Origin of the sequence: Bradyrhizobium sp. SPXBL-04 (assembly GCF_051853035.1) — a bacterium.
Taxonomy (GTDB): domain Bacteria; phylum Pseudomonadota; class Alphaproteobacteria; order Rhizobiales; family Xanthobacteraceae; genus Bradyrhizobium; species Bradyrhizobium zhanjiangense.
Map to the genome: position 1 here is coordinate 5,073,869 of NZ_CP182472.1, position 26,697 is coordinate 5,100,565.

The window sequence follows — 26,697 nt, forward strand, 5'->3', positions numbered from 1 at the left end:
CTTCGCAACGCGCCGGCAACGTGCCGTTGTTCAGCGGCCCGCATGGGCTTGGGGTCATCGGCCGCCGTTAACGTCCAGGCGGGACGAGTTCCGGGTTGGGCTCGGAAGCCCAACGCTTGTGAGCACATGCCCTAGTTGGCGAGGCCCTGCTTTCCGATCCAATCGTTGACCAGCCTGGCGATGTCGTCGGAGTTGCGGTCCATCATCATCATGTGGGTATTGCCCTTGATCCCGATCTTGGGCAGCTCGAACGTATCGACCTTGCCGCCGGTCGCCGCGATCGCCTGTCCCCATCTCGTCGGATTGACCACGAGCTTCGACCACACCGGGACCTTGTCCAGGAAATCGCCCCACACGATGAGATGCGGCACGCCCTTGAGTTTTGCGGCATCGGCCTTGGCGGGATCAGGCGCGCCTGACGGTTCGACGGCGATCAGCGCCTTGACTTTGTGGGGCGCATTGAGCGCGGCAGCAAAGCCGAAATTGCCGCCCTGGCTGTGCACTACGATGATGCAGGGGCACACCTTCTGCACCAGCGCGTCATAGGCTTTTTGCGTGGCAGCGTCGTTCGTGGCCCAGCGCGGAATACCCTGCTTGGCGAACTGGTCGAACGCCTCGATCGGGAACTGCTCGCCCTCGAACGCCTCGCGCTTGCCGCCGACTTCGTAGCTCGGCCCGATCCGGAACAGCTCCCATGCCTCCTTCTTCGGCCGGAAGAACGGCTCGCTCTTGAAGATTTCAGGGTAGCGCGCCCAGGAAGCGCGGCCGCGCTCGACCGCATCCGAGACGTAGACGTCATAACCAGCATTGAGGAAGAACTGCTGCCAGCCCGGCTTACCGTCGGGCTTGGTCTCCCAGGTCGCGCCGGAGAGGCCGCCGCCATGCCAGAGCAGCAGCGGCAGTTTCGACTTCGGCTGCGCGAGCTTGACGAACTGGACATACATCTGCTCGACCTCGAACTCGCCGTTCGGATCGACCTTGATCGGCGGCGCGCCGGGCGAGAACACGATCTCCTTCGAGGCAAGCCCGCTCAGCGTCTCGGTGCGCCCACCGATGTGGAAGCTGCCGACCTCCTTGACGAGATAGTCGGCCGCGGCCGGCGTTGCTGATGCGATGGCTGTTGCCAGGGCGATCAGGGTCCTGCGCATGAGGTGCTTCCTCCGTTCTCGATGTTTCTTGTTGGCAGCATTGTTATGCGAAGCGCCGATGCAGGGCAAATTCGGCCGCGCCAACAAAAATTCGAGAATCCCCATGTGCAGTAGCCGCCCCTGCGTTCTCAGTGATTTATCTCGAAGTCGGCTCGCGTTCGCAAGACGACCTCATCACCTGCTCCGATATCGACATGATGAGCCCGGCATCCGACGGCCGCTTCCTGCACAAGGACGGCACGCCGTATCCGGTGTGACGTCAGCAGCGCAGCTTCACATGGCTGCGCTGCCGCGCCACGTGCTGACGGTGAGCCAGACCGCCGAGACCAGGAAGTAGAGCGCGCCGATCGCAGCATAGCCCGCGACGTTCGCGATCGACGGGATTGCAGGCATCGAGGCTTGCAAGATGAAGAAGCCGCCCGCCAGAGCCGACTGGCCACCGCTGAGCACCATGGCCCACTGCGCGCCGAAACGCTTCCAGCGCCGCACGGCCGTGCCGAGCAGAAGCAATCCGGACAGTATCGCCCAGGCCCCGAAGATTCCGAGCACCCAATTCATGCTCACCTGCAAGGCCAGGATGACCGCGATGGTGGTGGCCAGGCTGACCAGCACGTTCAGGACCTGCGTGCGGTTTTGGGCCAACCCGCCGCTGCAGAGCGCGTCGAGATAATTGGCCGCGGCATCCCATGCCGGATAGACGACGAGCAACGTCGCTGCGCTCACCGCAGACGACGGCGCGATCGCAAAGGCCGCGATGACCCAGGCGACGGAAAACGCCGCACGCAGGAAATAATAGTGCTTCAGCCATTGCACATGGTCGGCCGTATCCAAAACCATCTCGCGATCACTCATTGCCTGCTCCTTACCTACTAGTTGGTAGATTAGCTAGTGAAGCCGAATCGCCGCGCCGCTGCGATGCTTTGCAGCCTGTATCGACCTCGTCGTCAGTGCCTGAGGGAAAGCCGGTCCAGCAGTGGCCGGGTAATGGTCCCAAACATCTTGGGATCGCCATAGGCGCGCGCCGACAGCATCGCGCCGTGAACGGTCGCCATGAATCCTTCCGCCTCGACCCGCGCGGTGCTGGAGAGCTGGAGCCGCCCCTGCCGTTTGCCGCGCTCCATCACCAAAGTCAGCCACGAGGCCAGTGCGCGGAAATGAGCCCGGACCTCGACTGCCACGTCCTCGGGCAGGATCGGAAGCTCGCTGGCAAGGAGCGCACACACGCAGAACGGAGCCGTCGCGTCCTTGATGCACGTTTCCCAGTACGCAACGTAGCTTTTGAGCTGCTCGCCGGGGTCCGGGATGTTGCGTTCGAGCGCCGACAGTCCCGCCTGGGCCTCCTCGCGATAGCGCGACACGAGGGTGCGGACCAGATCGACCTTGCTGGCGAAATGGTGGTGGATGCTGGGCTTGCGGATGCCGACGATTTCGGCGACGTCGGCGTAGCTGAAGCCGTTATAGCCGCCTGCGATGATCAGCGTGCGCGCGCAGGCGAGAATGTCGTCGGCCGTGGATGAAGTATTGCTCATGTCGGCTATCTACCTTCCAGTTGGTAGACAATCAAGAAGGGGTGCTTCAATGATCCGTGAGTGGTAGGAGCCTGCATGACCATCCGCCCGATCATCCGCTATCCCGACCGCCGGCTCGCGAGCCCTGCCCGCCCCGTGACCGTCTTCGACGACGGCTTGCGCGAACTCGCGCAGGACCTGCTCGACACGATGCGCGCCGCGCCCGGCATCGGCATCACCGCGCCGCATATCGGCGTGCCCCTGCGGGTCGTGGTGCTCGAGCTCGACTCGAAAGACGGCCCGCAGACCTATGTCAATCCGGAGATCACATGGGCCTCGCCCGAGATGATCCTGCACCGGGAGGGCAGCGTCTCGATGCCTGGAGTCAACGATGAGGTGCAGCGCCACGCCCGCGTGCGGATCAGCTATCAGGATGTCGAGGGCAACATGCAAAGCGAGGAGTCCGACGGCTTGCGCGCCGTGTGCCACCAGCACGAGATCGACCAACTCGACGGGATGTTCTGGATCCAGCGGCTGTCGCGGCTGAAGCGGGAGCGGCTGGTGAAGCGGTTCGAGAAGATATCGCGAGAGTGACGTGATGGCGGCTTCCGCCCATCGCCACGTCCTCAAGCCCTCTTCCCGCTCCGCTTGGTCATTGGCGCGTTGCGCCGCTCGCGTTTGCCGCGCGCGATCTCGGTTGCCAGCGCGTCCAGCTTCGGCTCCCAGAAATTCCTGAACTGGCCGATCCACGCATCGACCGCGCGAAGCCCGGCAACGTCGACTGAATAGAGCCGCCTTTGCGCCTCCGCCCGAACGCTTGCAAAGCCGCTCTCTCGCAGCACCTTGAGGTGCTGCGAGACCGCCGCCTGCGTGATTCCGAATTCGGCCCCGATCACGTCGACGACCTCGCCGGACGCCATTTCCTGAAGCGCCAGCAGTTCGAGAATGCGACGGCGCACGGGATCGGCGAGGACCTCGAAGACGTGCATCAGCTTCCCGTGCCGGGATGCGCGATGTCGGGCGGCATCTCGCCGCGATAGAACGCAATGGTGCGGTCCGAGCGCTCCTTTGCGGAGGCAGGATCGACCCCGCTTGCGACATGCGCTGCGCGCCAAAACTCGCCGCTTGTCGTCATGAAGTCCTTGCCCTCAGGCGAGCCCATCCATGCCTCGGCCGTCTCGTGATCGACCGATGCCCCGGTCGCAAGATAGCGCTCAAGTCCCGCAAGAGCGAGATCCCAACCGATGCCCACCGCACCTGGGCCGAACTGATTCCAATGATCCTCGATGATCGCAGTGTGCTCGAGCGTCAAACGCGCCTGACTTCGTTCTGCTGCCAGCTTGACATCGATCCAGCTTACCGCGCCTGCAAATTCCCACGTCGCGGCGAAATGTGTCGGCGGCGTGCACGCCGTGATGGTACCGCCCGCATTGCCCCTAAGTTGGTACCGTCCGCCGAGCTCGAGGTCTCCCTCGACCGGCAGGAACCAGCGCGGAATGCGCTCGCTGCTGGTCACGGCGTCCCAGAGATCGTCGACGCTCGTGTCGTAAAGCCGCGTGAGAGTCACCGCGCTCGCCGGTTTTCCGTCTTTCTCAAAATTGCGCACTGAACGCGTGACAAGCCCCAAGACCCTGGCGACGTCGATCTCCATTGCGTTCCTCCTTATCGCTTTGCGCAAAGAGGAATATCAATCCGCACTAATATAAGTCAAGGCTTATATTGCACTCATAGATTGCGGCCTGCCCCGCTTCTTGCGACAGGACAGGCCGCCGCCAACAGATCCTATTTCAGCGGCAGGAATAGTTCCGCGACCGTCTCATGCTCCGGCACCTCCGGGAAGAAGCTCAGCCGCTGGCAATAGATCGGGAAGTCGCGCGCTTCCTCGCCGCTGACCGGGAGCCAGTCGCGATAGAGATAGAGCGCGGCGGGCTCCAGATTGTCGGTGTAGCCGACGACGCGCAGCACGGCGCAGCGTCCGCCGGGGATTTCGCCGGCTTTGATGTCGTCGCCATTGGCGTCGACCGGCCGGTCGGTGCCGACGCAAAGGTCGATGCTGTAATCGGAAGGCGAGGCAGGCCGCCGCTCGGAGCGCCAGATATTGAAGGTCGGATTCGTCCTGGGATGCAGGCCCGCTGCCTTGCGCCAAGCGATGAAGCGCTGGATGGTGGCAGGAAGCATCGCCGGGTCGCCCCGGTGCTCCATGATCGCCACCTTGGTGGTGGGCACATCGCGGATCGTCACGTCGTCATTGGTAAAAGTCGTCTGCATGAGCTTGCTCCTGGCGTTGTCGAGAGGCCCGAAGGCCGCAAGCCACGGCTCCCAGTCGGGAGATTTCCGGAACGACGACGGCGATTGCCCGAACCGTTGCCGAAAGGCGCGGGCGAAGGCATCCGGTGCGTCGTAGCCGGCATCCATCGCGATGTCAGTGACATCAAGGGCATCCATGTAGGCGAGCTGATGCGAAGCGCGCTTCATGCGGGCCAGCTGGACGTAGCGATGCACGGATAGACCGAAGGTCGCCGTGAACTGCCGGTGGAAATGAAATTTCGAGAAGGCCGCAACACCGCTCAGGGTTTCCAGGTCCAGATCATCGTCGAGATGCCGGTCGATATGGTCCAACACCCGTCGCATCCGGTCCCGATAGTTTTGCAGCGCCGCCTTCATCGTCCCTCCTCCGTGGCGGCTTCATCTAGTCGCTGACGGCCGTGGCGTGCTCGACCGATCTTGCGGTTTGGCAAAGATCCGTAGCCCGGATGGAGCGCAGCGCAATCCGGGATTCTTGCCACAGAGGCAGCTGCGCGATGCGGCTGGCCAGTCCCGGATTACGCTTTCCGCTCCATCCGGGCTACGAGGACCGGCGCCCCGACGTACCTACCCGCCCGCCATCAGCGCCTTCGCCAGCGCCATGTAGGCCGGCAGCGTCACGGGTTCGTTGGCGGCGTTGCCCGCCATGGGATGCGAGGCGTAGCGCGCGATCACCATCTCGGCCCTGGGATCGATATAGATGCCCTGGCCACGATACGGAAACGCGTTCACCTCGTCGGACCCGCCGGCTCTGTCGTTGCCCAGGACGTCACGCGGGATTACCTCATCGAGCTCGCCAGGCGAACAGAACTTCTGAAGTTGACGAACGTCAAATTCGCGCTCGGCGAACCACACGACCCGCGCCTGCCCGCTTCCTCGCTGGATGCCGCGATCCTCGTGCACCTGTATCACGAGATAGCCCAACCCTATGCCTTCCTCTACAATCTCGCGCCCGCCTTGAAGCCGGGCGCGCGGGTCGGAATTGTCGACCTTGAGCTTCCGACGTCGAAGCATGGCACGCCAATTGAGTTCTTGCGCTGCGAATTGACCGCCGTGGGCTATCGCCCGGTCGCCGCATATAAGCTCGCAGGGGGCGGACGAATACCTGGCGGTGTTCTCAGCGCCGGAGGGAGCCGGTCGAAAATCTCCCCGGGATATCATTGCTTGTAGGGATCGTGCCGGCACGCGCTGACTACCTTATGAACGCCGGCAGCCAGTCCCAGAAGCCACGATTTGGGAATCCCCGATCGATACCGGCGGGAGTGGGCTTTTCGCACCAGGCGGCCGTTTGATCTGTCCGCTTACCGCGGAAGACCAGAAGTGATCGGCGGCCGCTCAAACGGCGCTAGTGACCCAACTGCGACATCGGCGCCGTATTTTTGGCGCGCCGCAACGGTTCGGCTTACCATCTCCGCCCATCAGGCATAAAATGAGCCGACGTCCGCGAGCGTTCGTGCCTGGCCAGACATCGTGGCAGCTCGGACGCCCGTTGGCAAAGATCTGAGGTTTGCTCAGCGATCCACAGGACGAATGCTGTGACCGAACCCGAGCGTTTGGATGGCGTTCCTGGCCGCTACTGGCACCGGCTCGAAGACGGGCGCATCCAGTGCGACATCTGCCCGCGCTATTGCAGGCTCAACGAAGGCCAGCGCGGCCTGTGCTTCGTGCGTGGCCGGCAGGATGACCGGATCGTGCTCACGACCTACGGCCGCTCCTCGGGTTTCTGTGTCGATCCAATAGAGAAGAAGCCACTGAACCACTATCTGCCCGGAACTCCCGTGTTGTCGTTTGGTACTGCCGGGTGCAACCTGACGTGCAAATTCTGCCAGAACTGGGACATCTCCAAAGCGCGAGAGCTCGACCGGCTCCAGGACGCAGCCTCGCCGGAAGATATTGTCGAGGCCGCGATTGCCACGGGCTCACGCTCCATCGCCTACACCTATAACGACCCCGTCGTCTTCCTCGAATATGCCGTGGACGTTGCAAGGGAGGCGCGCCGGCGCGGGATCAAGAACGTGGCGGTCACAGCGGGCTACATTGACGCGGCGGCGCGGGAGGAGCTTTACACTTTCATGGACGCCGCCAATGTCGACCTCAAGGCGTTCACTGAGGCGTTCTACAAGCGGCTGTGCACCGGCCATCTCGGCGCCGTCCTCGAGACGCTCGAGTATCTGAAGTACGGGACGAATGTCTGGTTCGAAATCACAACGCTGCTGATCCCGGGTCACAATGACAGCCCGGAGGAGGTGAAGAAGCTGAGCGAATGGGTGATGACAAGGCTGGGACCTGACGTGCCTTTACATTTCACCGCCTTCCACCCTGACCACACGATGCTGGATCTGCCCTGTACGCCGGCCTTCACGCTGACGACCGCTCGCGATGTCGCGCGCAAGGTGGGACTGCATTTCGTCTACACCGGGAATGTCCATGACGAGAGGGGCCAAAGCACGTACTGTCCGAGCTGTGGTGAGCGGGTCATCGGCCGAGATTGGTATGACATCACGACTTGGCGGCTCACAGGCGACGGCCGCTGCGGTGTTTGTTCCACCGCAATCCCCGGCTTGTTCGAGGCACGCCCCGGCAGCTGGGGGCAGCGGCGCGTCCCGATCCGGATCGGCAGACTGGAACGTTCTTGAGTGAGGATGATGCCGGCGTCGAGGCGCCTCAGTACTGCGTGTTGGAGCAGGATTCTGATCAGGAGGCCACGATGAAGATTGACAACACCGTATTTGGCGCGATCACGATTGATGGAAAGACTTATGAGCACGACGTCGTCGTTCGCCTTTCCGGCGAAATTGTGAAGCGGAAAAAGAAGCTATCAAAGAAGCTGTATGGTACATCGCACGTGCTTTCAAAAGATGAGGCAAAATTTCTCTTCGAGAAGGGCTGCGACCAGGTCGTCATCGGCTCGGGTCAGATGGGCAACGTACACCTATCACCGGAAGCTGAAGCCTATTTCGAAAGAAAGGGCTGCGAGGTCGTGTTGAAGCCGACACCCGAGGCAATCCGGATGTTCAACCGCTCACGCGCAAAGAGAATCGGACTCTTTCATGTAACCTGTTGAAAGAAATGCTCGGTCAAGCTGTTCCGTTGATAGTGGCAGACCAGCCTGATCCGGCTTGCGTCGTCCTGATACGGACGTAGCCGCGGAAGACGATGCGGCCGTAGTCGCTACGGCGTGCCTTGAAACGCCCGCGTCATCACACTAGAGCCAGCCAACGGCGCTGTCGCTCTGTGAGAGGTCCAGCGATGCCGGCAGATCATGATATGCGCCATGGCACGCGCCCTTTGGGTCGAACCGGCATCGATGTGCTGCCCTTGGGCATCGGCACGAACAAATGGCGGCGTGCCGATCGTGGGGCCGTATTGGAAACATACAGGACCATTCATGATGCCGGCCCGTGCATGATCGACACGGCTGAGATCTATTTCTCGGAGCGCGTTGTGGGGGACTGCTTGCGCGCTGGTCCCACCCGCGCGGTGATAGCATCGAAATTCCTTCCCTTTCCGGGCCGAACCTCTCCGCGCCGCCTGATGAGCGCGCTTGACGGTTCACTCGCGCGCCTGGGCCTCGAGACAATCGATCTCTACTATGTTCACTATCCGCTGCCCTTGATCGACGTGGGAGTGTTCGCCGAAGGTTTGGTCGAAGCGGTGAAGTCCGGCAAGGCACGCGCGGTCGGCGTGGCAAATTTCAATGCGGACCAGATGCGACGCATCGCCGATCACCTCGCAAGGGCAGGCGTTCCGCTCGCCGCCAATCAGGTCAACTACAGCCTGCTCCGACGCGCAGCGGAAACAAATGGCGTGCTCGAAGCCTGCCGTGAGCTCGATGTGGCACTCGTCGCGTATTTTCCGCTTGCGTCTGGCCGCCTCACGCAGCCGTCGGACAGCATGGACACGAAAGCGCTGCTGACGTGTCTCGCCGATATTGCCGGCGCGCACGACGCCAGCATCAGCCAGGTCGCCCTGAACTGGCTGTTGGCGCGCGACAGTCACGTGATTCCCATCCCCGGCGCGACCAAGCCTCATCACGCCAGGGCCAATCTCGATGCACTCGGTTGGCGCTTGAGTGAGGCCGAGTTCGATGCAATCGACCGAGCCGCAGCAAAGCGTGGAACATGAATCCGGCGCCTTTCGTCCCTCCACCTTAGCGATGACCCGCCGCTTGAAGCGGCGCGATCGGTGCCCCGCTCGCCTGGCTCTTGGATGTCCGGAAGTGGCCATACCGCGCACAAGATCACGCTGGCGGTGGACGGCTTTAGCACAGGCCGTCGCCGATGCCCTCACCGCGATCCGCGCCGACGGCACCTATGACAAGCTGTTCGACAAGTTCGGCATGACCAAGCTGAAGGCCACCACGTTCGACATTCGCGGCGACGGGCCGACGAATTGACAAGCTTGCGCTGCCTCATGTGTCGCCGCGCATATACGGCCGACCCTATCAACAACTGCCGCTGATGGGAGAACAGCATCCGGGCCGCTATACTCGTTGGTCGCGGGAAACGCGACCAACCCACACCCTAGGAACGGTTTGATCTCGGGTCGATCAGCACGACCATGCTACGTGGCGATCGAGTGACAATTTTCATCTTCGAGAACTGAGGTTGATCGTCAGCACTCGCACAGTCTGCGGTCACCCTCGAAACTTTGCCTTGCACTTGCACCACTGAAGGCCGACCCGTCCGCTTCAGAAGGCTTGCTCCTCGTTGGCTGTCGCAAGATTTTTCTTGCTCTCTCGGTGCACACGTCGTGCACACACTATCCTCTAAGTGGTTCAATTAACCTAACTCTCGCTCCAATCCATCATGGGCCAGTTTGAGCTAGCGAGGGACAAATAGACCAAGCCAGATCAAGCTTTGTCCGGCTTGCGCCAGAATCGGCCTTCCCCGTCCGGCCACACTTCAACCCAAAGAAATCCAAAGCTGATCATTACCAAGCACTTTCTAATCTCGCCTTGGCTCTGGCTAGGTCCGGAGTTTCAAAACCTTCGCTAAACGATCGGTAGATCTCGGCGAGTTGTGAGCGACACTTGTCTGCGTTGTGTCTCAGCTCGCTCAGGCCACACATGCTCAAACAAAGTCTAAGCTCCAAGGATTTGGCTTTCTGTTCGCGCGCAACCTCAAAGCCTTTAGAAAAATAGTACTCCGCCTGATCCAAGTCCTGGTTCGACCGGAGGTAGGCTTCCGCGAACAAACGATATATCTCGGCCGCGTAAAAGCTTTCAGAATTCTCCGCGTTAAGCCTTAATTGCGCCTGCTTCAAAAAGTCGAGCGCTTTCGCGTACTGTTCGTGCTCTATGCATGCATCCGCCAATAGGCCCAAAGCGTAAGACTCAAATAATAGCGCGCCAGTGGCGCGTTCTTGTTCCAAGCCTTCCTGAATTTCGGCGAGACCTTTCTCAAAGTTGCCTTGGTAAGCGCTTGCCCATCCGCGCAAAATAAGGGCCATAGCCAGATAGTGCGCAAACTCATGTTCTTTGCAGAATGCAACGGCGGCGTTCGCCTCACCTGCAACAGCGGCGGCATCGCCCCGAAGCTGATGCACGCGAAGGCTTATCGTTCGTACGATTGCCTCACTAAAGGGATGTTGAGACGCCTCTGCGTATCGGCGTGCCTCCGCGCACATTTGCAAAGCTCGATCTGGTTGACCGAGCAAGCAGAGAGTCATGCCATCGTATGCGCGGACATGAACTCGGGGGTCCTGTGCCGACAGGTCAAGGTATTCTGCAGCCTTACTGTCCTCACAGAGGCCAACACTACGTTGTAGCTCCGCGTGAGCATCGGCAAATTTCCCCTGTGCAAACAAGGTAAACCCTACAGCCTCGTGGGCAAGAACCCTGAAAACCGAGTTATCCGCCCTCTCGGCGCTATCCAGCAAATGTTCTGCAAGGGCTTGCGCTTCACCAAGCGATGCGTGAACGAAATTCCACGTCCATAGACCAAAGATCGCAGGCAAGACATGTTCGTCAAGCCCACTCTCGTTGCAGAGTTGAAGCGCTCGCGTGTACGCATACTTCACGCTGTCAGTGCTCCAGCCGTTAATTGCCCGGAGAGCGTTGCCGAGTGATATCTGAAGCAGCAACTCCGACTTGTTGCGTAGCAACGGGTTGTCGATCTTGGGAATCTGATCCAGCCCTTGCTTCAGGTGACGGACCGCTTCATTGTGCGCCGAGCGAGCCGTTGACTGCCTGCCTGCTTCGTACCAGTAGTGTAAGGCCCGTTCGTGGTTCTTCGCTTGAGTGTAATGACACGCAATTATCTCGGGCTGCGTTCGTACCGCTTCGGGGAATTTCTGCTCCAGCGCCTTCGCGATAGCGGCGTGCAGATGCACGCGGCGGCTCTTCAGGAGCCCAGCATATGCGGCGTCTCGCACCAAAGCGTGCTTGAATGTGTATACCGCGTGTGGATTTTCACCCCTGCAAAACATCAGTTCCGAACGGACCAACTGCTCAAGAGCCTCGTCCAACTTCTGCTTCTGCAGTCCAGCGACGGCGCTCAAAAGCTCGTAGTGAAATTCTCGCCCCGCGACAGCACCGATTTGGGCCACATCCCGCACCGGTGACAACCGATCAAGGCGAGCCATCAGCGAAGCCTGCAAGGTAGTTGGGATTGCGAATGACGGCAGAGGTCCCTCAAGAACATATTCCCCGTCGCGCTCTCGCAAAAGCCCGCCTTCCAGCACCATCTTCGTTAATTCCTCGACGAATAGAGGCACGCCATCGGTGTGTGCGAGAATATGCTCCATTACCTCCTTGGGGAGGGTTTTGCCTCCGGTCACCCGCAGGACCAACGCTGTGCCGCTGCGTCGGCTAAGTCGGGTGAGCGGGATGGTGGTGGTGTGAGGATAACTCGGCCAGGGGGGAGTGAATTCGGCTCTCGCCGTGATCAGCACCAGTGCCCTAAGCCGCGGCGCATGCTCCACCATAGCTGCGAGCAGCTCAAGCGAGGTTGGATCAATCCAATGCACATCTTCGAAAATGAGTAAGACCGGCTGCCTCGCCGCTAATCCATTAAGCTGGGCCAATAATGCCGCGAAGGTCTTCTCTTTACGTTTTTGTGGAGTGAGATCCTGCAGCCGGTAGTGATCATCGGCCGGTAGCACCAATAAGTTTGCCAGAACTGCCCGGTGTTCGGGATCGCCTGTGGATTGCACCAACAGAGCCTCGAGTTTCGATAGCTTCTCCCGAGGCGAGTCGCTGTGCCTGAACCCGGCAGCACGTTCGAGCTGGCTAATGAATGGGCACAATGCGCTGTGGGTATGATGCTCAGAACAGAAATAGCGCAGCGTGATGTGGGATTCTCCCTGGAGCCGCTCATTAAGCGCCGACGCAATGTGGGATTTGCCAATCCCCGGCTCGCCCGTAAGGGTCACCACCCGGCCTTCTTCCTGGGTAGCTTGTTGCCAGCGGCGTAACAGCAGCTCTATTTCCTCCTCACGCCCAAACAGCGGCGGCAGCTTGGTGGTATGCATCGCCTCGAAGCGGCTCTCGACGCCGCTCATTCCCAGCACTTGATAAACCCGGAGCGGCTCTGCCCAGCCTTTCAGCGTGATGGGACCGAGATCGCGATAATGGAACTCTCCCCCGGTGAGACGGCGTGTGCCCGCGGAGATCAACACAGCCCCCGGCTCGGCCATCCCTTGCAGGCGCGCGGCGAGGTTCGGCGTCTCACCAACGACTGCTTGCTCCGCCGGAACACTCTCAATCAGAAGCTCGGTAACAACCACAGTCCCCGTCGCAATGCCAACGCGAATCTGCAGTGCCGCGGCGACATTCCGGATGCTCGCCACGGCATCAATGAGTGCGAGCGCAGCGCGCACAGCCTGTTCGGCATCATCCTCATGGGCGTGCGGATAGCCGAAATAGATCAATGCACCGTCACCCATATAGCGAGCAATCCTTCCCTGATAACCGCCTATGACTTCTGCGATGCAGCTGTGATACGCGCTAATCAGGGCTCGCATGTCCTCTGGGTCCAACCGCGCCGCAAGGGCTGTGGAGCCAACCAAGTCACAAAACATCACCGTCAGATGGCGCCGCTCGCCCTCATCCGGTCGGCTCGGGTAAAGCTCTGTTTTAGCCGGAGGCCCAATTTCGTCATCAAGCTCTGCGATGGCGCGCAGCAGCTTGCGGCGATGACCTAGCAGGACGCCCAGCTCCTTTAGGTCCTGTTCTGTCAGGTCGCGGACGACCGAGAGGTCAATGCCGTTTTCGGCGAAGCGCTGGGCGTACGTCGATAAGCCGATTGACTCGAGCCACTCCGTGACGCCTCTCATGGCATGGGCGCCTTCCCGCTCGTTCTCGGTGTCCGAACAATCGTATACTACACAAACGTATCACACACGAAAGAGCGAACGCGCAGCGAATGAGTGGAGCGGCGGGCGACCGCGCTTAGTGACCTCTCGCTGCCTGCGCGCGAGGATCCTCATGGGATGAACTCATTTTGGGAGCTTCGCCAGGTATGGCCGAAATATTGACCATTACGCAGCCGCTCACCCCGGTGTAGCCCCCGTCCTGCAAACTCACCCGTGGTCGCTTGCGCGAGGCACGATTGGGATACAAGGTCGTGAGGTGTTGTCAGGGTAGGCAGTCGCGCGTTCCCGCACGAAATTTTGTATCGCGCAATACCAGGCGCTGACCCTTCCGCTGGTAGGCTGGTGGGCACGATAATTTTCCGACATGCAAATCAAGAGCGGAGACTGGCCTATGCCAAAGGCTTACCTGATCGCTGAACACAACATCACGGAGCCCGCTATTTTTGAAGAATATCGGGTCAATTTGGACCTATGATCGAAAAATAGGTTGGGCGGTATCTGGCAAAGGGCAACGCGCATCAGTTCCCGGAAGGCGGCCGTTGGGAGCCGCAGCGCGTCATCGTCATCGAATTCCCTAACAAGCAATCACTCGCCGCTTGCTACAACTCACCTGAGTACCAGCCACTGATTAAGCTGCGCAAGGAAAGCACGAGCGATGTCGACATGCTGATCACGCTTGAGGGCCTCTAGACGGCTCGGGAACCACTTCTGAGACTGTCCGGTTAGTTTATGGGGCGATGACAGGACCATCGCCATGAGGACTCAATATCTCGCTGCGATCGCAATAGCTGTCCTTGCCGCTGGCACTGGGCTGGCAGTCCATTCTAGAGGTTCGCTGCCTCCTCAAACGCAGTCCACTCCGGCCATGCAAGTGGCAGACCGATTAGCTGCGTCGGTCGATGCGTTTTTGCTCGGGTCTGGTGGCTAACAGCCGTCGTTGCGGCATGGCGCTAATGACATCGGGCGAGCAAACCGTTGCCGCAATAGATTAGCCGATCTTTCCCTCGGGTATTGCGGTCGCGGCGACGTCCGATTGCGCCCGCAAATTATCGATGCCTCGGGGGCACACTCGTTGTTGTCGAATTCTCCCGGTCTGAGCCTGCATATCATTGCCGTTTCCGCACGATCCGCACGAGGCGGAGGTGCCGGTCAGAAGGAGCTATTCGCGCCGCGCATCGGCCCTTATGCCGTCGGACGTAATTTCATAGTCGTCGCCGCGATGCCTGAGCCAGCCTGCCTTTACCATTGCGATCGCGGTCTCTTCACTGCATAACCGGTGGTTACCGCCCGGATAGTACAATTTCCCATCATGTGCGACCAAACGGCCGTACAGATGCGCTTGCCGTAGCACTCTCCGCATTCCGGGCGTGGGGTTGACCATGATGCCCATAAACCTTGGGGCTCAGCAGTCCTTCGAACGGAAATATATCGCGGCGCGCTGCCTGCTGCGAGGAGTATTACCGAATTGATCACCGCATTACCGAACGATGGACAGGGAGATGGGTCGTTATTGCGGTAACTTCGTCACAGGTCTGCCAGCAACTTGCGAGCTTCCACGAGATCGCGTGTTTCCAAGCCCTCGCTGAACCAGCTGTAGATCGGCACAAGAGCGTCGCGCGCCTCTCGCCGCATGCCGCGTGCCGCCTGGAGTCTGGCTCGCGCAACGCTTGCGCGAAGCTCGGGCAGCCTTGCACCCTGGGCAGCGATAATTTCACTCGCGGCCTCGAACTCCGCGTCCGCTTGATTTTCGGCCTCCTCCCCGGCTGCCAGCAACAGCAGTTCACCATGCATCCCCGCAAGGGATACGCTTGCTCGGGTGACGATCTCTTTCCATGACATAGAGACTGCTGGAACGGCTGGCGATAGCCGCCGGCCCCATCAGGATCGGCCAAGAGCGGATTCGGGTCCAGCCTCAGCCGGAATGATCACCCCGATCGTGTGGTAGGCGCGGCCGAAATAGATCAGATTGTCGGCGCAGCCAGATCTTTGCAGCGCGACGACCCGGCAGAACAGCACATCATGCGTGCCAACATTGACGACGTCCGCAATCCGGCAGTCGAACGCCGCGGCACAGTCGGCCAGCACGGGCGCGCCGGTTGCGAGTGTCGACCACGCCGCAGCGGCAAAGCGTTCCTCAGCGGGCACCTTGCCGCCGAACAGGCGGGATAGTCGGGCGCGATCGCGGCCCGATCGACCATGACGGCGCATTCTTCAAGGTGAAGGGCCCGCTCAACATCGGCCGCAGCCCGCAGGGCCAGCTCGTCGTGCTCCAGGCCGGCCGCTCCGAAGCCGGCCAGGCACTCGCCGCGCGCACCGCCGACATCGTGTTCTCGGTGGTGCAGGATATCGAGGAAGCCAAGGCCGGCTACGCCTCGCTGAAGACGCGCCTGCCGGCGTTCGGACGCAGGCCCGAGGACGTCACGGTGCTGCCAGGCGTGATGCCGGTGGTCGGCCGCACCGACAAGGAGGCATTCGAGAAGCTCAACACGCTCCAGAGCTTCGTCAGCGGCAGCAACGCGCTCGCCATCCTGTCGGACCGCTTCGGGCGCGACATGTCGGCCTACGATCTCGACGGGCCGATCCCCGACATCGCGCCATCAGACAGCTATCACAGCTTCGCCAGCGTCATGCTCGCCAAGGGCCGCCGCGAGAACATGACGCTGCGCGATCTCTACAATCTCACCGCCGCCGCCCGCGGCCATTGGGTGCTGTGCGGCTCGGCCGAGCGCATCGCCGACACACTCCAGCTCTGGTTCGAGGAGCATGCCGCCGACGGCTTCAATGTGATGCCGCCTTATTTCCACGAGGGGTTCGAGGACTTCGTCCAGCTCGTCGTGCCGATCCTCCAGGAGCGCGGGCTGTTCCGTGCGGACTATGAAGGCACGACATTGCGCGATCATCTCGGCCTCGCGCGGCCGGCGAATCCGTTCTTCGCGGCTTAGAGCGCGCCGGCGAAGCGCAGTGCCTGCTCGAGCGCCTGCAACTCGCCGTGTGTCGCCGCCGGCTGTGGCGGCCGCGCCGTGTCACATGACAGGCGTCCGAGCAGCTTCAGGCAGGCTTTGAGCCGCACGGTCGCGCGTCCTCCGGGCGCATCGCGATAGATCGCGACCGCCAGCGGATAGAGCTTCTCATGCGCGGCACGCGCCCGCTCCCAATCGCCGGCCTCCGCCGCATTCCAGAGACTCACCACGAGCTCAGGCACGACGCAGGCGAGGCTCACCTGGCTGCCGGCCGAGCCGACGAGATAGCTCGTCAGCAGGTGCTCGTCGCCGGAGCCGAGCACGACGAAGTCCGGTCGCAGCTTGCGGATCAGCCTGAGATTCTGTTCGTAGGCCGCAACCTCCCAGCTGCCTTCCTTCACCGCAACGAAACGGGGATCGGCGACAAGCCGCGTAAGCAGCGGCGGCGCGTAGGCCATCGCGCCCGCGCCGACGGGTGCAGCGTAGAGCATTAGCGGCGCGGTCGTGGCATCGCGGATGTAGCGGTGATGCTCGATCACGCAGTCATCGGCGTGGCCGAGCGCCCAGCTGTTGGGTGGAAACACCAGCAGCCCGTCGGCGCCGGCCTGTTGCAGCGCAGCCGCTTCGCGCGCGGACTCCAGGCTCGATTCATGATTGACCCCGGAGACGATCAGGCAGTCCTGCGGCGTGTGCTGGCGCGCCAGCTCCACCACGCGCCGCTTCTCGGCCAGCGACAGCACGAAATTCTCGCCGGCGTGGCCGTTGACGAGGAGCCCATTGATGCCGGGCGCGGACGCCACCGACGCGAGATGCGCTGCGAGCTGCGCCTCGTCGATCTCGAAATCAGGCGTCATCGGCACGATGGTGGCGGCGTGAATGCCGCGCAGGCGGTCGCTGAATGTCCGCATCTTGGCCGATCAATGAATGATCTGATCGAGGAACGTCCGCGCCCGCTCGGACTTCGGATGCTTGAAGAATTCCTCCGGCGCGGCCTGCTCGACCACCTTGCCCTCGTTCATGAATACGATGCGGTCGGCGACCTCGCGGGCAAAGCCCATCTCGTGGGTCACGCACAGCATGGTCATGCCCTCCTCCGCGAGCTTCTTCATGGTCTCCAGCACTTCCTTGACCATTTCCGGGTCGAGCGCGGAGGTCGGCTCGTCGAACAGCATGATCTTGGGCCGCATGCACAGCGCGCGTGCGATGGCGACGCGCTGCTGCTGGCCGCCGGAGAGCTGCCCGGGAAATTTCTCGGCCTGATCGGGAATCCGGACCTTGGTGAGGAAATGCATGGCGAGGTCCTTTGCCTCCGCCTCACTCATGCCGTTCACGGTCATCGGGGCCAGGATGCAGTTCTCCAGCACCGTCATGTGGGGAAACAGATTAAAACTCTGGAACACCATGCCGGTATCGCGCCTGACGGCGTCGATGTTCTTGCGCTGGCGATCGAGCTCGACGCCGTTGACGTAGATCAGGCCCTCGTCGTGCTTCTCGATGTGGTTGACGCAGCGAATGAGCGTCGACTTGCCCGAGCCGGAGGGACCGCAGACCACGATCTTCTCACCCTTGGTAACTCTGAGATCGACCTCGTTCAACGCGGTGAAGTCACCATAGTGCTTGTAGACCGCCTCCATGCGGACCGCAGGCACCTCACGGATTTGCGGCTGCACTGTTGAACCTTCGGCCGTAGTCATCGATATCTCGCTCATGCGCGGGCCTCCACGCTCGCCTGTGCGACCGGCGCGCTCGCTGCGACCCGCCTCGTTTTCGCGGCATTCGATCGACCGAAATGCTTCTCCAGCCGGCGCTGTACCGCGTCCCAGACCGAGGTGAGGATCAGGTAATACGCCGTTGCCGCCGCATAGACTTCCAAGATCTGGAAATGCTCCTGCATCAGCATGTCGCTGCGGCGCATGAGCTCCTCGACCGAGATCACGGAGGCAAGCGAGGTCGCCTTCAAGAGCGAGTTGATGGAGTTGCCGAGCGGCGGGATCATCAGGCGGAACGCCTGCGGCAGGGTCACGCGGCGGAACGTAACCCAGGGCGACAGGCTGAGCGCCCAGGCGGCCTCGCGCTGCCCCGCCGACACCGCCATGAAGCCGCTGCGCACGATCTCGGCGAGATAGGCCGCCTCGTTGAGGATCAATCCGACGAGCGCGCAGGTTATCACGCTGAACTTGATGCCGAGCTGCGGCAAGCCGCTGTAAATCACCACGAGCTGGATCAGCAGCGGCGTGCCGCGGAAGAACCAGATGTAAAAGCGCGCGGCACGCGCGAGCACCGGATTGGACGACATGCGCAGCAACGCGATGCCCATGCCGAGGATCAAACCGCCGACGACCGCCGCCACCGTCAAGCCGATGGTGACGAGCACTCCCTTCATCAGGAAGTAATTGAAGAAGTAGCTGACGGCGGCCGTCGGACTGAAATGGCTCATCGGCTCGTCTCCGTAGGTCTCAGGCCGGACCGGGGCCGGCGATCGCAAGCGGCTGGTCGGCCGGCATGGCGGTCAGGCCGAACTTGTCGAACAGCGCCTGATAAAAGCCGTCGGCCCGCATCGCGTTCAGCGCCTTGACGACGGTATCGGCGACCGTCTTGTTGCGGAAACCAAGCGTGGTCCTGGCCGTGCCGAGCCCGCTCAGGACTTCCTTCACGCGACCACGGCCAACGAGATCGCGCGCCACGCTGTCGACCAGCAGCGCATTGTCAACCTGGCCCGCAAGCAGCGCGCTGACGACGTTGGTCGCGGTCGGGAACGTGCGCATCTCGACGGCTGCGCCGCCCTTTGCGACGCTCGCATCGCTGAGTTTCTTGAGCCAGTTCATCTGGTAGCTGCTGACCTCGACCGCGGATGATTTTCCGATCAGATCGTTTTCGGTAGCAATTTTTGTGCCGCTAACGGGGGCCACCACGACTGAGATCGCCTGAATGGCATACGGCACCATGTACATCAGCTTCGAGCGTTCCTCGGTCCAGAACATGCCGGTATTGACACCGTCGATGCGCGCTGCGCCCAAGGCAGGAATCATCGCCGGAAAATCCATCTGGACGAGTTCGACCGGAAGACACAACCGCTTGCCGAGCTCGGCGGCGAGCTCCACGTTGAGGCCCTGCAGCTGGCCGTCCTTGTCGACGAATTGCTGCGGCGGATTGGTCGGGTTGATGGAGAGCTGCAATTTGCCGGGCGCAATCAGATTGTCATCGGTGATTGCGGGCGTACAGGCGGCATGCACCGCCGTGGACGCGAGAACGAGTGCGGCGGCCGCACTCAAGCGAAACAGTGTCGAGACCATGGATACCTCCAGTAAGACGCCAATAACCGATGCAGTTCCTCGCCCGAGATTCCCCTCGACGTTTCTTGGATGCGGCCGGCCGGATCTCGCGACGCGGCAGGCAGCATCGTCTTCGATCTGCTCAAGCCGGTCCCGACATCGGCCTGAGCTGGATGCGCATGAAATTCTTCACCAGGGATTCGAACGGACCAAAACCCTTCACCTTCAGGAACTCCGGCGTCTCGAATGCCCATCGCCCCGCGACCTCGTACATGGCGGCGTATTTCGGCCCGTCGCCGACCGAGACGAAGCGCTTGGCCGAGAGCCAGCCGGGACAGGCGAGCAGATCAGGGAAATGCTTCTGCTCGTACCAAGCGTTGAATGCAGCCTCGTGCTCGGGATCGATGTCGACCCGCACGATGTGGATGAAGGCTTCGTCCAGCATCGTCTCGTTCCTCATGCCAGACGGATGTCGCCGGCCGCGCGCGCCGCACCGACCGTCGTTGCAATGGCATCGCACAGCGCAGGCAGAACCGGCAGCAGCGGCGGCCGCGGATCGGCATTGCGGATCAGGCCGAGCGCCTTGAGCCCGACCTTCATGCGCGTGTGCATGTCCATGATCGGCGCAGGCCCGTAGATGGCGCGGACGATCGGATAGAGCCGTTCGTTGACGGCGCGCATCGCCTTGAGGTCGTCGGCGAGCGAGGCCTGCCAGAGCGCTGCGAACAGATGCGGCGCGAGGCTGACGAGGCCGGAGAGAATGCCGTCGCCGCCGACGGCGAGCTGCGGCACGAACCAGTTGAAGTTCGACGGCAGGATCGCGACAGAGGGATCGGCCTGCTTCACCGCCCGCCGGTTCTCGTCATAGGCCAGCATGGTGTCGCTGCCCTCCTTGATGGCGATGACGCTGTCGAGCGCTGCGATCTTGGCCAAGGTCTCCGGCGAGTAGCCAAATCCCGATGCGAGCGGATATTGGAAGATCGACACGGGAATTCCGATCGCGGAGCCGACCGCCTGCACGAAAGCCGCCGGCGCGTGCGAGGTCGCCGAGGCTCCGCCGCCGAGCGGTGCGGGCGGGAACAACACGGCGCAATCGGCGCCGGCAGCTTCCGCGAGCTGCGCCTGATGGATCGCTTCCGCCGTGGAATGCGCGATGATGCCGGCCAATAGCGGCTTGCCGCCGATCTGCCGGCGTGTCCGCTCGATCACGGCCTGACGTTCGTCGTCCGAGAGCGACCCGCCCTCGCCGGCATGTCCATTGACGAACACCGCCGCGATGCCGTCCGGGCAGGCGCAATAGTCGAGCACGCGGGCATAGCCGTCCCAGTCGATCGAGCTGTCGTCCCTGAAGGGCAGCACGGTCGCGACCGTGACGCCGCGCAAATCCGGCTTTTTCATCGCCTTGCTCATGACGGTTTTCGCCGCGGAAATTTCAGGCTCGCGCGCGCCTTCAGCACTTCGAGGCCGCCCTCGTTGCGCGCGCTCGCCTCCCAGATGATGGTGCGAGTCTCGTCGTGCTGCTCGGCGATCCAGACGTCGAAGGTGAGCGTGTCGCCGTAGAACACGGGACCGGTGAACCAGAAGCGGTCCTCCACCGACACGCCGATGGTGCCGACCAGCTCGCTGGTGAGGATGCTGGTGCAGAGGCCCGCGACCATGATCCCCGGCGCCAGCCTGCGGCCAAAGCGCGTCGCGCCAGCATAGACCTCGTCGACATGAACGGGGCCGAAATCGCCGGTCGCAGCGATATAGAGCGCGCCATCGGCCTCTGTGATGGTCTTGCTCAGGCTGACCCTGTCATTCACCCTGAGATCGTCGAAGGACTTTGGCTCGTACATGGCTCAGGCCTTGGCAAAGGGAACCAGCGTCGCGGTGCCGTCCACCACGGTCGCGCCTGAGGGCGACAGCGTGCAGGTGACGCGACAGGTCGCATCGTCGCCGTCAACCGAAACGATCTCGGCCCGGGCCTCGACGGACTCGCCGACGATCACGGGCGCAGCGAAATTCAGCGCGATGCTGCCGATCCGCCGTGTCGGCCCACCGAGCTGGCTGAGGCAGGTGGTGGCGAGACCACCCACGGCGAGCTCGAAGGCGACCATGTTGGAGGCGCCCGCCTTCCTGGCGCGGACGGCATCGACATAGAGACCGCCGAGATTGCCGCTAATGCCGGTGAACATGGCCTGCTCGGCTACCGTCATGGTCTTGCGGAACGCGAAGGCGGCGCCGGGCTTGAGAGGTGCGTGAGACATCGATCGCTTCCCTAGAGCTGCAAGCCGTTCTTGATGGTGCTGCGCGCAACCAGCATGCGGTGGATTTCGGAAGTGCCGTCATAGATGCGGGTGACGCGGGCGTCGCGATACATCCGCTCCAGGGGCAGGTCCTTACTGAACCCCATGCCGCCGAACACCTGGATGGCGCGGTCGACGACGCGGCCCTGCATCTCGGACGCCGCGACCTTGATCATCGAGACCTTGTCGCGCGCATCCTTGCCCTGATCGATGTCCCAGGCCGCATTCATCACCATCATCTTCACGCCAAAAATCTCGGTGGCGGAATCGGCGATCAGCTTCTGCACCATCTGGAAATCGCCGATGAGCTGGCCGAACTGGCGCCGCTCGCCGGCGTGCCTGCGCATCATCTCCAGCGCGCGCTGCGCCATGCCGACGGCGCGCGCACCGATATGGGCGAGCCGGATCTGGAGCACGCTCTGCATGATCAGCTTGAAGCCGCCGCCGACCTCGCCGAGCACGGCCGCCTTCGGAATACGGCAATCCTCGAAGCTCAGCTCGGCATGGCCATAGCCGCGATGGCCCATCATCGGCTGGGTGCGCGCGACCTTGAAGCCGGGCGTGCCGCGGTCGACCAGGAACAGCGTGATGCCGCCGCGGGCACGTTTTTCCTTGTCCGTCAGTGCCATCAGGATCACGTAATCGGCGATGTCGCCGTCGCTGATGAAATGCTTGGTGCCGTTCAGCACCCATTCGTCGCCGTCGAGATGCGCCGTCGTGCTGATCGACGCCGCGTCGGAGCCGGCGCCCGGCTCGGTGATCGCCATGGCGCAGATCTTGTCGCCCTTCACCGTCGGCAGCAGATAGCGCTCGACCTGGTCGCCCTTGCAGGCCATCAGCATCGGATAGACCTGACCGAACACGCGGCGGATCAGCGCGTCCGACGTCTTGCCGAACTCTTCTTCGACCAGGCAATGCTCGACGCAGGACAGCCCGCCGCCGCCGACATCCGCCGGCATGTTCATGGCGTAAAGGCCGAGCTTCTGTGCCTTGGCCTTGGTGACCGCAAGCGCGTCGGCCGGCACCTTGGCAGTCAGCTCCACCTCTTCTTCGAGCGGCTGCACCTCCGTCTCGACGAAACGGCGGACGGTATCGACCAGCAGGCGCGTCTCCTCAGGGAGTGAAAAATCGATCATCGTGCAACTCCGAGGGCTTTGCCCGCGACCATCGCGTCTATCTCCGTGGCGCCGTAACCGATCTCGCCGAGCACCTCCCGCGTCTGCGCACCGAGCCGCTGCGGCACCAGCCGCACCTCCGGCGTCCGGCCGTCATAGCGCGCGGGATGCGCGACCATGCGGATCGACGCGCCTCCCGCGCTCTCGGCGCTCTTGAACACGCCGAGATGGTTGAGCTGGGGATCGCTTTCGAGGTCGCGATAATCCTGCACCGGCGCGTGCCAGATGCGCGCGGCTTCAAGCGAGGGCAACCAATCGGCCGTCGACTTCTGTTTCAGCCTGATAGCAACGATCCGCGTGATCTCTTCGCGCTTCGAAAAACTGTCGGTGTCGCAGAACTGCTTCAGCTCCTCGCTGTCGAGCGCGACGCCCAGAGCCTTAGGCGTGGCCATGGAGATCGCGAGATGGCCGTCGGCCGTCGCGTGAATGCCGTAAGGCCCGGGGCTGAACCAGGCCGCGATGCCGGCCGGACCGCGCGGCGTCGGCGACGGCGCGCCGTTCAGCCAGGCGGTCAGCGGCTCGACCTGGAGATCGAGTGCGGCCTGATAGAGGTTGACCTCAACGAGTTGGCCCTTCCCGGTCTTTGTCCGGGCGAACAGTGCCGCAAGGATGCTCATGGCATAGAGCGAGGCCGCATGCTGATCGACGATGACTGCGCCGACCGCGGTCGGTTCACCATCGGCGCGTCCCGTCCGCATCGCAAGACCCGACATCGCCTGGAGCAGGAGATCCTGCCCCGGACGATCCTTGTACGGCCCCTCCGACCCGAAGCCGGTTGCCACCGCATAGATCAGGCCGGGGTTGATCGCCTTCAGTGTGTCGTAGCCGAGGCCGAGCTTGGCCATGGTGCCCGGCCGAAAGTTCTCCATCACGACATCTGACGTCGCGACCAGCTTCTTCACCGCGGCGATACCGTCGGGATGCTTGAGATCGACCGCGAGGCTTCGCTTGTTGCGGCCGGTCGCCAGATGATTGACGCTGTCACCCGCAACGAAGTGATTGGCGACCGCCCAGTTGCGCTGAAATGCGCCCTCGATCGGTTCGACCGCGATGACGTCGGCGCCGAGATCGGCCAGCGTCTGCGCAGCCAGCGGCCCCGCGAGATAGTGATTGAAGCTGAGGATCTTGACGCCGTCGAGCAGGTTCATCCGTTCATACCTCAGTTCAAGCAGCCGCAATTGGCGCGCCGCGCCACACGAGATCGAATGTCTTGACCAGGGCACGTGCGGCCGCGTCCTGCGCGGCCGGCAGCGGCAGCCGCGGCGGGCGCGGATTGCCGGCTGCAAAGCCCATATGGCCGAGCAGCGCCTTGCTGCCGGCGACGTAGGCCTGGCCGCCGACGAATTCGATCACCGGCAGGTATTTGAGATAGAGTTCGCGCGCGTCCTTGATCGCGCCGTGGTCGGCGACGAGGCTGAAGATGCGGGCCATTTCCGCAGGGACCACGTTGGAGGCCACGGCCACCCAGCCCTGCGCGCCCTCGACAAAGGATTCGAAGCCAAGGATGCCGCCGAACACGATCATCTTGTCACCGCAGAGGCGGATGATGTCGCGCACGCGCGTCACCTCCAGCGTCGACTCCTTGATATAGAGACAGTTGTCGATCTCGGCGATCCGCGCCACGAGCTGTGGCTTGAGATCGACATTGGCGGTTGCCGGATTGTTGTAGACCATGATCGGCAGCGCGATCGCATCGGCCACCGTCTTGTAGTGATGGACGAGCTCGTCGTCGGTCGGCGTCGAATAGAACGGCGGGATGATCATCACGCCGTCAGCGCCCAGTTTTTCGGCACGGCGACTGAGGCGAACCACCTCACGCGTATCCTCCGCGCCGGTGCCGATCAGCACGGGGACGCGGCCCGCGGCCTGGCGAACGACGACCTCCGCAACCAGCGCCTTCTCGTCATCGTCCATGGACAGGAACTCACCGTCGAGCCAAGCGGGATCAATCCATGAATACCCTGCGCGATCTGCCAGTCGACGAAGGCGCGCAAGGCCGCGACATCGACCGCCCCCGCTGCCGTGAACGGGGTGATCATGACGGTGTAGGTGCCGCGGAACGTCTTCATCAGGAAACTGCCGAGTACTCGGGTGGATTGAAGCGATAAGTGCCGCCTGCGGAATATCCGCACGCTTTATGCAATCGTTTGCATAAATGGCTCTGCATTGGGCAACACCATCCATTTTTTGAGCTTGATCCCCGTAGAATAAGCTCATAGCGTTTCTGCAATCGTTTGCAGTCTATCGGCAGGTTGGATGAGCGTCACGCTCAAAGATGTGGCACAAGCGGCCCGCGTTTCAGTCAGCACTGCTTCCCGAGCGCTGACGGGAACCGGCCTGACCAGCGAACGCACGCAGCAGCGCCTGGTGCGCATCGCGCGCGAGCTCGGCTATCGGCCGAACCCGATCGCACGCGGATTGAAGACCGGACAGTCGCGGCTGGTGGCGCTTCTCGTTCACAATCTCACCAACGCCTCGTTCCAAGTGATGGCCGAAGTGGTGCAGGCGCGCCTGAAGGCGCTGGGTTATCAGATGCTTCTGTGCATCGGCGGCGACGATCCGCAGCAAGAAAGCGACACCCTCACCACGCTGGTCGACCACCGCATCGACGGACTGATCGTGGTGCCGACAGGCAAGAACGGCGCGCAGCTCAAGGCACTCTCCAAGGACGTCCCCATCGTCTGCCTGGTGCGGCGCGATGACGCGACCGATCTCGAGACCGTGCTCGCCGACGATCCGCAAGGCGCTTATCTGGGCACGCGTCACCTGATCGAGCTCGGACACAAGCGCATCGGGCTGATCGTCGGCCGCCAGGACACGACGTCGGGCCGCGAACGGTTGTCCGGCTATGTCCGCGCGCTGCGCGAGGCGGGTATCCCCAGGGACGACACATTGATTCATGCCGGCCACTACGTGCCCGAGACCGGCGCGACCTGCACCCGCAAACTGCTCGACCTTCCCCGCCCGCCCAGCGCGATCTTCGTCGCCAACCATGAAGCGACGCTCGGCGTGCTGCGCGTGACGGCGGAGCGGAACATCGCGATCCCCGACGACCTCTCGCTGCTCTGCTACGAGGACATGCCCTGGTTCGAATGGCATCGCCCGGCCATCAGCATCGTCGACAACGGCGCGCGGGATCTTGCCAATCTCGCCGTCGACCGGCTGCTGCATCGCATGGATGCGAAGGGAAATGGCAATGACGGCGTCCGCGAATATCGGGTCGGCGCGCGCCTGGTGCAGCGCGACTCCTGCCGCCGGATCGACGCCCCGCCCCCGGCGAAGTCCGCGAAGTCCAAATCATCTTCATCCAAATCGTCAGCGGCCAAATCCGCAAAGGTCTGATCGATGCCCTATGTCGAAGTGCTCGCCCCGCAAGTCCCAAATCAGCGCAAGGCCGCGCTGGCGAGGTCCGTGACCGACGGCCTGATGTCGGCGTTCGGCGTCACCGCTGATACGGTCACGCTCTATTTCCTGCCCATTGCGGCGGATGATTACGCCCACGCCGGCACGTTCGGCGCGCAGGCCACCGGCCAGCGCATCCTGCTCAAGGTCCACGCCTTCCGCCGCAGCGAGGCCGAGCGTCGCGCAGCCGCCATCGCGCTGACCCGCAGCGTGTGCAGTGCCTATGGCGTGCCGGGCGACGACGTCGCGGTCTATTTCCTCGACCGCGACCGCAGCGAGGTCTCCCACGATTCCAAGCTCGCCAGCGACTGACCGGAGCACGCC

The 26,697-nt window shown here is 62.5% G+C and carries 28 protein-coding genes and 3 pseudogenes; 10 read left to right on the plus strand and 21 right to left on the minus strand.

The window, feature by feature from the left end; all coding sequences use genetic code 11:
- Positions 1-131: 131 nt before the first annotated feature.
- Positions 132-1,148 (minus strand): esterase, encoded by a 1,017-nt coding sequence (locus ACNJX8_RS24180; protein ID WP_439357015.1) that lies wholly within the window; start codon positions 1,146-1,148, stop codon positions 132-134.
- A gap of 137 nt (positions 1,149-1,285) precedes the next feature.
- On the opposite strand from ACNJX8_RS24180, the pseudogene ACNJX8_RS24185 reads away from it, so the two are divergent.
- Positions 1,286-1,405 (plus strand): annotated as a pseudogene (locus ACNJX8_RS24185) (cupin domain-containing protein); the annotation flags it as partial.
- 16 nt (positions 1,406-1,421) lie between these two features.
- Here ACNJX8_RS24185 and ACNJX8_RS24190 read toward each other — a convergent pair.
- Together ACNJX8_RS24190 and ACNJX8_RS24195 are read right to left on the minus strand one after the other, a co-directional pair.
- Positions 1,422-2,000, minus strand: a complete 579-nt coding sequence (locus ACNJX8_RS24190) for a DUF308 domain-containing protein (protein WP_439357016.1) — start codon at positions 1,998-2,000, stop codon at positions 1,422-1,424.
- A gap of 92 nt (positions 2,001-2,092) precedes the next feature.
- Positions 2,093-2,677 carry a TetR/AcrR family transcriptional regulator gene (locus tag ACNJX8_RS24195; RefSeq protein WP_439357017.1) on the minus strand — a complete coding sequence of 195 codons (585 nt, stop codon included), beginning with the start codon at positions 2,675-2,677 and terminating at the stop codon, positions 2,093-2,095.
- 75 nt (positions 2,678-2,752) lie between these two features.
- Between ACNJX8_RS24195 and ACNJX8_RS24200 the strand changes: the two genes are divergently transcribed.
- Entirely contained in the window at positions 2,753-3,250 is a 498-nt protein-coding gene (locus ACNJX8_RS24200; RefSeq protein WP_439357018.1) for a peptide deformylase, read from the plus strand.
- Between the two features lie 32 nt (positions 3,251-3,282).
- Here the strand turns inward: ACNJX8_RS24200 and ACNJX8_RS24205 are convergent, their stop codons facing one another.
- From ACNJX8_RS24205 to ACNJX8_RS24220, 4 genes and pseudogenes are all read right to left on the minus strand, one after another.
- Entirely contained in the window at positions 3,283-3,645 is a 363-nt protein-coding gene (locus ACNJX8_RS24205; protein ID WP_091894923.1) for an ArsR/SmtB family transcription factor, read from the minus strand.
- Positions 3,645-4,307 carry an SRPBCC family protein gene (locus tag ACNJX8_RS24210; RefSeq protein WP_128946760.1) on the minus strand — a complete coding sequence of 221 codons (663 nt, stop codon included), beginning with the start codon at positions 4,305-4,307 and terminating at the stop codon, positions 3,645-3,647. Before ACNJX8_RS24210 ends, ACNJX8_RS24205 begins: the two co-directional genes overlap by 1 nt.
- Positions 4,308-4,438: 131 nt before the next feature.
- Positions 4,439-5,320, minus strand: a complete 882-nt coding sequence (locus ACNJX8_RS24215) for an AraC family transcriptional regulator (RefSeq protein ID WP_439357019.1) — start codon at positions 5,318-5,320, stop codon at positions 4,439-4,441.
- Between the two features lie 207 nt (positions 5,321-5,527).
- Positions 5,528-5,671, minus strand: a pseudogene (locus ACNJX8_RS24220) (6-aminohexanoate hydrolase); the annotation flags it as partial.
- An 824-nt stretch (positions 5,672-6,495) separates the two neighbouring features.
- On the opposite strand from ACNJX8_RS24220, the gene amrS reads away from it, so the two are divergent.
- The 4 genes from amrS (at position 6,496) to ACNJX8_RS24240 (ending at position 9,356) form a co-directional block, all read left to right on the plus strand.
- A complete protein-coding gene (gene amrS / locus ACNJX8_RS24225; RefSeq protein WP_439357020.1) occupies positions 6,496-7,596 on the plus strand; it encodes an AmmeMemoRadiSam system radical SAM enzyme in 1,101 nt (366 codons plus the stop codon).
- Positions 7,593-8,024 (plus strand): Mth938-like domain-containing protein, encoded by a 432-nt coding sequence (locus ACNJX8_RS24230; protein ID WP_249761166.1) that lies wholly within the window; start codon positions 7,593-7,595, stop codon positions 8,022-8,024. The genes amrS and ACNJX8_RS24230 overlap by 4 nt, the downstream gene beginning before the upstream one ends.
- Positions 8,025-8,227: 203 nt before the next feature.
- Complete coding sequence (locus ACNJX8_RS24235) at positions 8,228-9,085, plus strand: aldo/keto reductase (protein WP_091898245.1); 858 nt, start codon at positions 8,228-8,230, stop codon at positions 9,083-9,085.
- 94 nt (positions 9,086-9,179) lie between these two features.
- On the plus strand, positions 9,180-9,356 hold the full coding sequence (locus ACNJX8_RS24240; protein WP_439357021.1) for a hypothetical protein: 177 nt from the start codon (positions 9,180-9,182) through the stop codon (positions 9,354-9,356).
- A gap of 536 nt (positions 9,357-9,892) precedes the next feature.
- Here the strand turns inward: ACNJX8_RS24240 and ACNJX8_RS24245 are convergent.
- The gene (locus tag ACNJX8_RS24245) at positions 9,893-13,237 is read right to left on the minus strand and encodes an AAA family ATPase (RefSeq protein WP_439357022.1); all 3,345 of its coding nucleotides are present in this window, start codon (positions 13,235-13,237) and stop codon (positions 9,893-9,895) included.
- Positions 13,238-13,774: 537 nt separating this feature from the next.
- Here ACNJX8_RS24245 and ACNJX8_RS24250 point away from each other — a divergent pair.
- On the plus strand, positions 13,775-13,966 hold the full coding sequence (locus ACNJX8_RS24250) for a DUF1330 domain-containing protein (RefSeq protein ID WP_439361965.1): 192 nt from the start codon (positions 13,775-13,777) through the stop codon (positions 13,964-13,966).
- A gap of 834 nt (positions 13,967-14,800) precedes the next feature.
- Here ACNJX8_RS24250 and ACNJX8_RS24255 read toward each other — a convergent pair.
- Together ACNJX8_RS24255 and ACNJX8_RS24260 are read right to left on the minus strand one after the other, a co-directional pair.
- Positions 14,801-15,115, minus strand: a complete 315-nt coding sequence (locus tag ACNJX8_RS24255; protein WP_439357023.1) for a hypothetical protein — start codon at positions 15,113-15,115, stop codon at positions 14,801-14,803.
- Positions 15,116-15,154: 39 nt separating this feature from the next.
- Positions 15,155-15,484, minus strand: a complete 330-nt coding sequence (locus tag ACNJX8_RS24260; protein ID WP_439357024.1) for a flavin reductase — start codon at positions 15,482-15,484, stop codon at positions 15,155-15,157.
- Positions 15,485-15,492: 8 nt separating this feature from the next.
- Between ACNJX8_RS24260 and ACNJX8_RS24265 the strand changes: the two genes are divergently transcribed.
- Positions 15,493-16,218: an LLM class flavin-dependent oxidoreductase gene (locus ACNJX8_RS24265; protein ID WP_439357025.1), complete on the plus strand. Its 726-nt coding sequence runs from the start codon at positions 15,493-15,495 to the stop codon at positions 16,216-16,218.
- Here the strand turns inward: ACNJX8_RS24265 and ACNJX8_RS24270 are convergent.
- The 11 genes and pseudogenes from ACNJX8_RS24270 to ACNJX8_RS24320 all read right to left on the minus strand — a co-directional run bounded on the left by ACNJX8_RS24270 (position 16,215) and on the right by ACNJX8_RS24320 (position 25,043).
- Complete coding sequence (locus tag ACNJX8_RS24270) at positions 16,215-17,144, minus strand: dihydrodipicolinate synthase family protein (protein WP_439357026.1); 930 nt, start codon at positions 17,142-17,144, stop codon at positions 16,215-16,217. The genes ACNJX8_RS24265 and ACNJX8_RS24270 overlap by 4 nt on opposite strands.
- 9 nt (positions 17,145-17,153) lie before the next feature.
- Positions 17,154-17,945 (minus strand): amino acid ABC transporter ATP-binding protein, encoded by a 792-nt coding sequence (locus ACNJX8_RS24275; protein ID WP_439357027.1) that lies wholly within the window; start codon positions 17,943-17,945, stop codon positions 17,154-17,156.
- A complete protein-coding gene (locus ACNJX8_RS24280; RefSeq protein ID WP_439357028.1) occupies positions 17,942-18,673 on the minus strand; it encodes an amino acid ABC transporter permease in 732 nt (243 codons plus the stop codon). The genes ACNJX8_RS24275 and ACNJX8_RS24280 overlap by 4 nt, the downstream gene beginning before the upstream one ends.
- Before the next feature lie 19 nt (positions 18,674-18,692).
- The gene (locus tag ACNJX8_RS24285; protein WP_439357029.1) at positions 18,693-19,529 is read right to left on the minus strand and encodes an ABC transporter substrate-binding protein; all 837 of its coding nucleotides are present in this window, start codon (positions 19,527-19,529) and stop codon (positions 18,693-18,695) included.
- Between the two features lie 121 nt (positions 19,530-19,650).
- The gene (locus ACNJX8_RS24290) at positions 19,651-19,953 is read right to left on the minus strand and encodes a hypothetical protein (protein ID WP_439357030.1); all 303 of its coding nucleotides are present in this window, start codon (positions 19,951-19,953) and stop codon (positions 19,651-19,653) included.
- Positions 19,954-19,964: 11 nt separating this feature from the next.
- Positions 19,965-20,918 carry a dihydrodipicolinate synthase family protein gene (locus ACNJX8_RS24295; RefSeq protein ID WP_439357031.1) on the minus strand — a complete coding sequence of 318 codons (954 nt, stop codon included), beginning with the start codon at positions 20,916-20,918 and terminating at the stop codon, positions 19,965-19,967.
- Entirely contained in the window at positions 20,915-21,346 is a 432-nt protein-coding gene (locus ACNJX8_RS24300; protein ID WP_128934534.1) for a MaoC family dehydratase, read from the minus strand. The genes ACNJX8_RS24295 and ACNJX8_RS24300 overlap by 4 nt, the downstream gene beginning before the upstream one ends.
- A 3-nt stretch (positions 21,347-21,349) precedes the next feature.
- Complete coding sequence (locus tag ACNJX8_RS24305) at positions 21,350-21,757, minus strand: MaoC/PaaZ C-terminal domain-containing protein (RefSeq protein ID WP_439357032.1); 408 nt, start codon at positions 21,755-21,757, stop codon at positions 21,350-21,352.
- 11 nt (positions 21,758-21,768) lie between these two features.
- Positions 21,769-22,932, minus strand: coding sequence for an acyl-CoA dehydrogenase family protein (locus tag ACNJX8_RS24310; protein ID WP_439357033.1), 1,164 nt, complete (start codon positions 22,930-22,932; stop codon positions 21,769-21,771).
- Complete coding sequence (locus ACNJX8_RS24315) at positions 22,929-24,119, minus strand: CaiB/BaiF CoA transferase family protein (RefSeq protein WP_439357034.1); 1,191 nt, start codon at positions 24,117-24,119, stop codon at positions 22,929-22,931. The genes ACNJX8_RS24310 and ACNJX8_RS24315 overlap by 4 nt, the downstream gene beginning before the upstream one ends.
- Positions 24,120-24,135: 16 nt before the next feature.
- Positions 24,136-25,043: pseudogene (locus ACNJX8_RS24320) on the minus strand (dihydrodipicolinate synthase family protein).
- A 184-nt stretch (positions 25,044-25,227) separates the two neighbouring features.
- On the opposite strand from ACNJX8_RS24320, the gene ACNJX8_RS24325 reads away from it, so the two are divergent.
- A complete protein-coding gene (locus ACNJX8_RS24325) occupies positions 25,228-26,313 on the plus strand; it encodes a LacI family DNA-binding transcriptional regulator (RefSeq protein WP_439357035.1) in 1,086 nt (361 codons plus the stop codon).
- Between the two features lie 3 nt (positions 26,314-26,316).
- Positions 26,317-26,685, plus strand: coding sequence for a tautomerase family protein (locus ACNJX8_RS24330; RefSeq protein WP_128945561.1), 369 nt, complete (start codon positions 26,317-26,319; stop codon positions 26,683-26,685).
- Positions 26,686-26,697 lie beyond the last annotated feature (12 nt).

Coding starts and splice junctions, on each gene's coding strand:
- ACNJX8_RS24180 (WP_439357015.1), bottom strand. CDS start 1,148: ATGCGCAGGACCCTGATCGCCCTGGCAACAGCCATCGCATCAGCAACG.
- ACNJX8_RS24190 (WP_439357016.1), bottom strand. CDS start 2,000: ATGAGTGATCGCGAGATGGTTTTGGATACGGCCGACCATGTGCAATGG.
- ACNJX8_RS24195 (WP_439357017.1), bottom strand. CDS start 2,677: ATGAGCAATACTTCATCCACGGCCGACGACATTCTCGCCTGCGCGCGC.
- ACNJX8_RS24200 (WP_439357018.1), top strand. CDS start 2,753: ATGACCATCCGCCCGATCATCCGCTATCCCGACCGCCGGCTCGCGAGC.
- ACNJX8_RS24205 (WP_091894923.1), bottom strand. CDS start 3,645: ATGCACGTCTTCGAGGTCCTCGCCGATCCCGTGCGCCGTCGCATTCTC.
- ACNJX8_RS24210 (WP_128946760.1), bottom strand. CDS start 4,307: ATGGAGATCGACGTCGCCAGGGTCTTGGGGCTTGTCACGCGTTCAGTG.
- ACNJX8_RS24215 (WP_439357019.1), bottom strand. CDS start 5,320: ATGAAGGCGGCGCTGCAAAACTATCGGGACCGGATGCGACGGGTGTTG.
- ACNJX8_RS24235 (WP_091898245.1), top strand. CDS start 8,228: ATGCGCCATGGCACGCGCCCTTTGGGTCGAACCGGCATCGATGTGCTG.
- ACNJX8_RS24245 (WP_439357022.1), bottom strand. CDS start 13,237: ATGAGAGGCGTCACGGAGTGGCTCGAGTCAATCGGCTTATCGACGTAC.
- ACNJX8_RS24255 (WP_439357023.1), bottom strand. CDS start 15,115: ATGTCATGGAAAGAGATCGTCACCCGAGCAAGCGTATCCCTTGCGGGG.
- ACNJX8_RS24260 (WP_439357024.1), bottom strand. CDS start 15,484: ATGCGCCGTCATGGTCGATCGGGCCGCGATCGCGCCCGACTATCCCGC.
- ACNJX8_RS24270 (WP_439357026.1), bottom strand. CDS start 17,144: ATGCGGACATTCAGCGACCGCCTGCGCGGCATTCACGCCGCCACCATC.
- ACNJX8_RS24275 (WP_439357027.1), bottom strand. CDS start 17,945: ATGAGCGAGATATCGATGACTACGGCCGAAGGTTCAACAGTGCAGCCG.
- ACNJX8_RS24280 (WP_439357028.1), bottom strand. CDS start 18,673: ATGAGCCATTTCAGTCCGACGGCCGCCGTCAGCTACTTCTTCAATTAC.
- ACNJX8_RS24285 (WP_439357029.1), bottom strand. CDS start 19,529: ATGGTCTCGACACTGTTTCGCTTGAGTGCGGCCGCCGCACTCGTTCTC.
- ACNJX8_RS24290 (WP_439357030.1), bottom strand. CDS start 19,953: ATGCTGGACGAAGCCTTCATCCACATCGTGCGGGTCGACATCGATCCC.
- ACNJX8_RS24295 (WP_439357031.1), bottom strand. CDS start 20,918: ATGAGCAAGGCGATGAAAAAGCCGGATTTGCGCGGCGTCACGGTCGCG.
- ACNJX8_RS24300 (WP_128934534.1), bottom strand. CDS start 21,346: ATGTACGAGCCAAAGTCCTTCGACGATCTCAGGGTGAATGACAGGGTC.
- ACNJX8_RS24305 (WP_439357032.1), bottom strand. CDS start 21,757: ATGTCTCACGCACCTCTCAAGCCCGGCGCCGCCTTCGCGTTCCGCAAG.
- ACNJX8_RS24310 (WP_439357033.1), bottom strand. CDS start 22,932: ATGATCGATTTTTCACTCCCTGAGGAGACGCGCCTGCTGGTCGATACC.
- ACNJX8_RS24315 (WP_439357034.1), bottom strand. CDS start 24,119: ATGAACCTGCTCGACGGCGTCAAGATCCTCAGCTTCAATCACTATCTC.
- ACNJX8_RS24325 (WP_439357035.1), top strand. CDS start 25,228: ATGAGCGTCACGCTCAAAGATGTGGCACAAGCGGCCCGCGTTTCAGTC.
- ACNJX8_RS24330 (WP_128945561.1), top strand. CDS start 26,317: ATGCCCTATGTCGAAGTGCTCGCCCCGCAAGTCCCAAATCAGCGCAAG.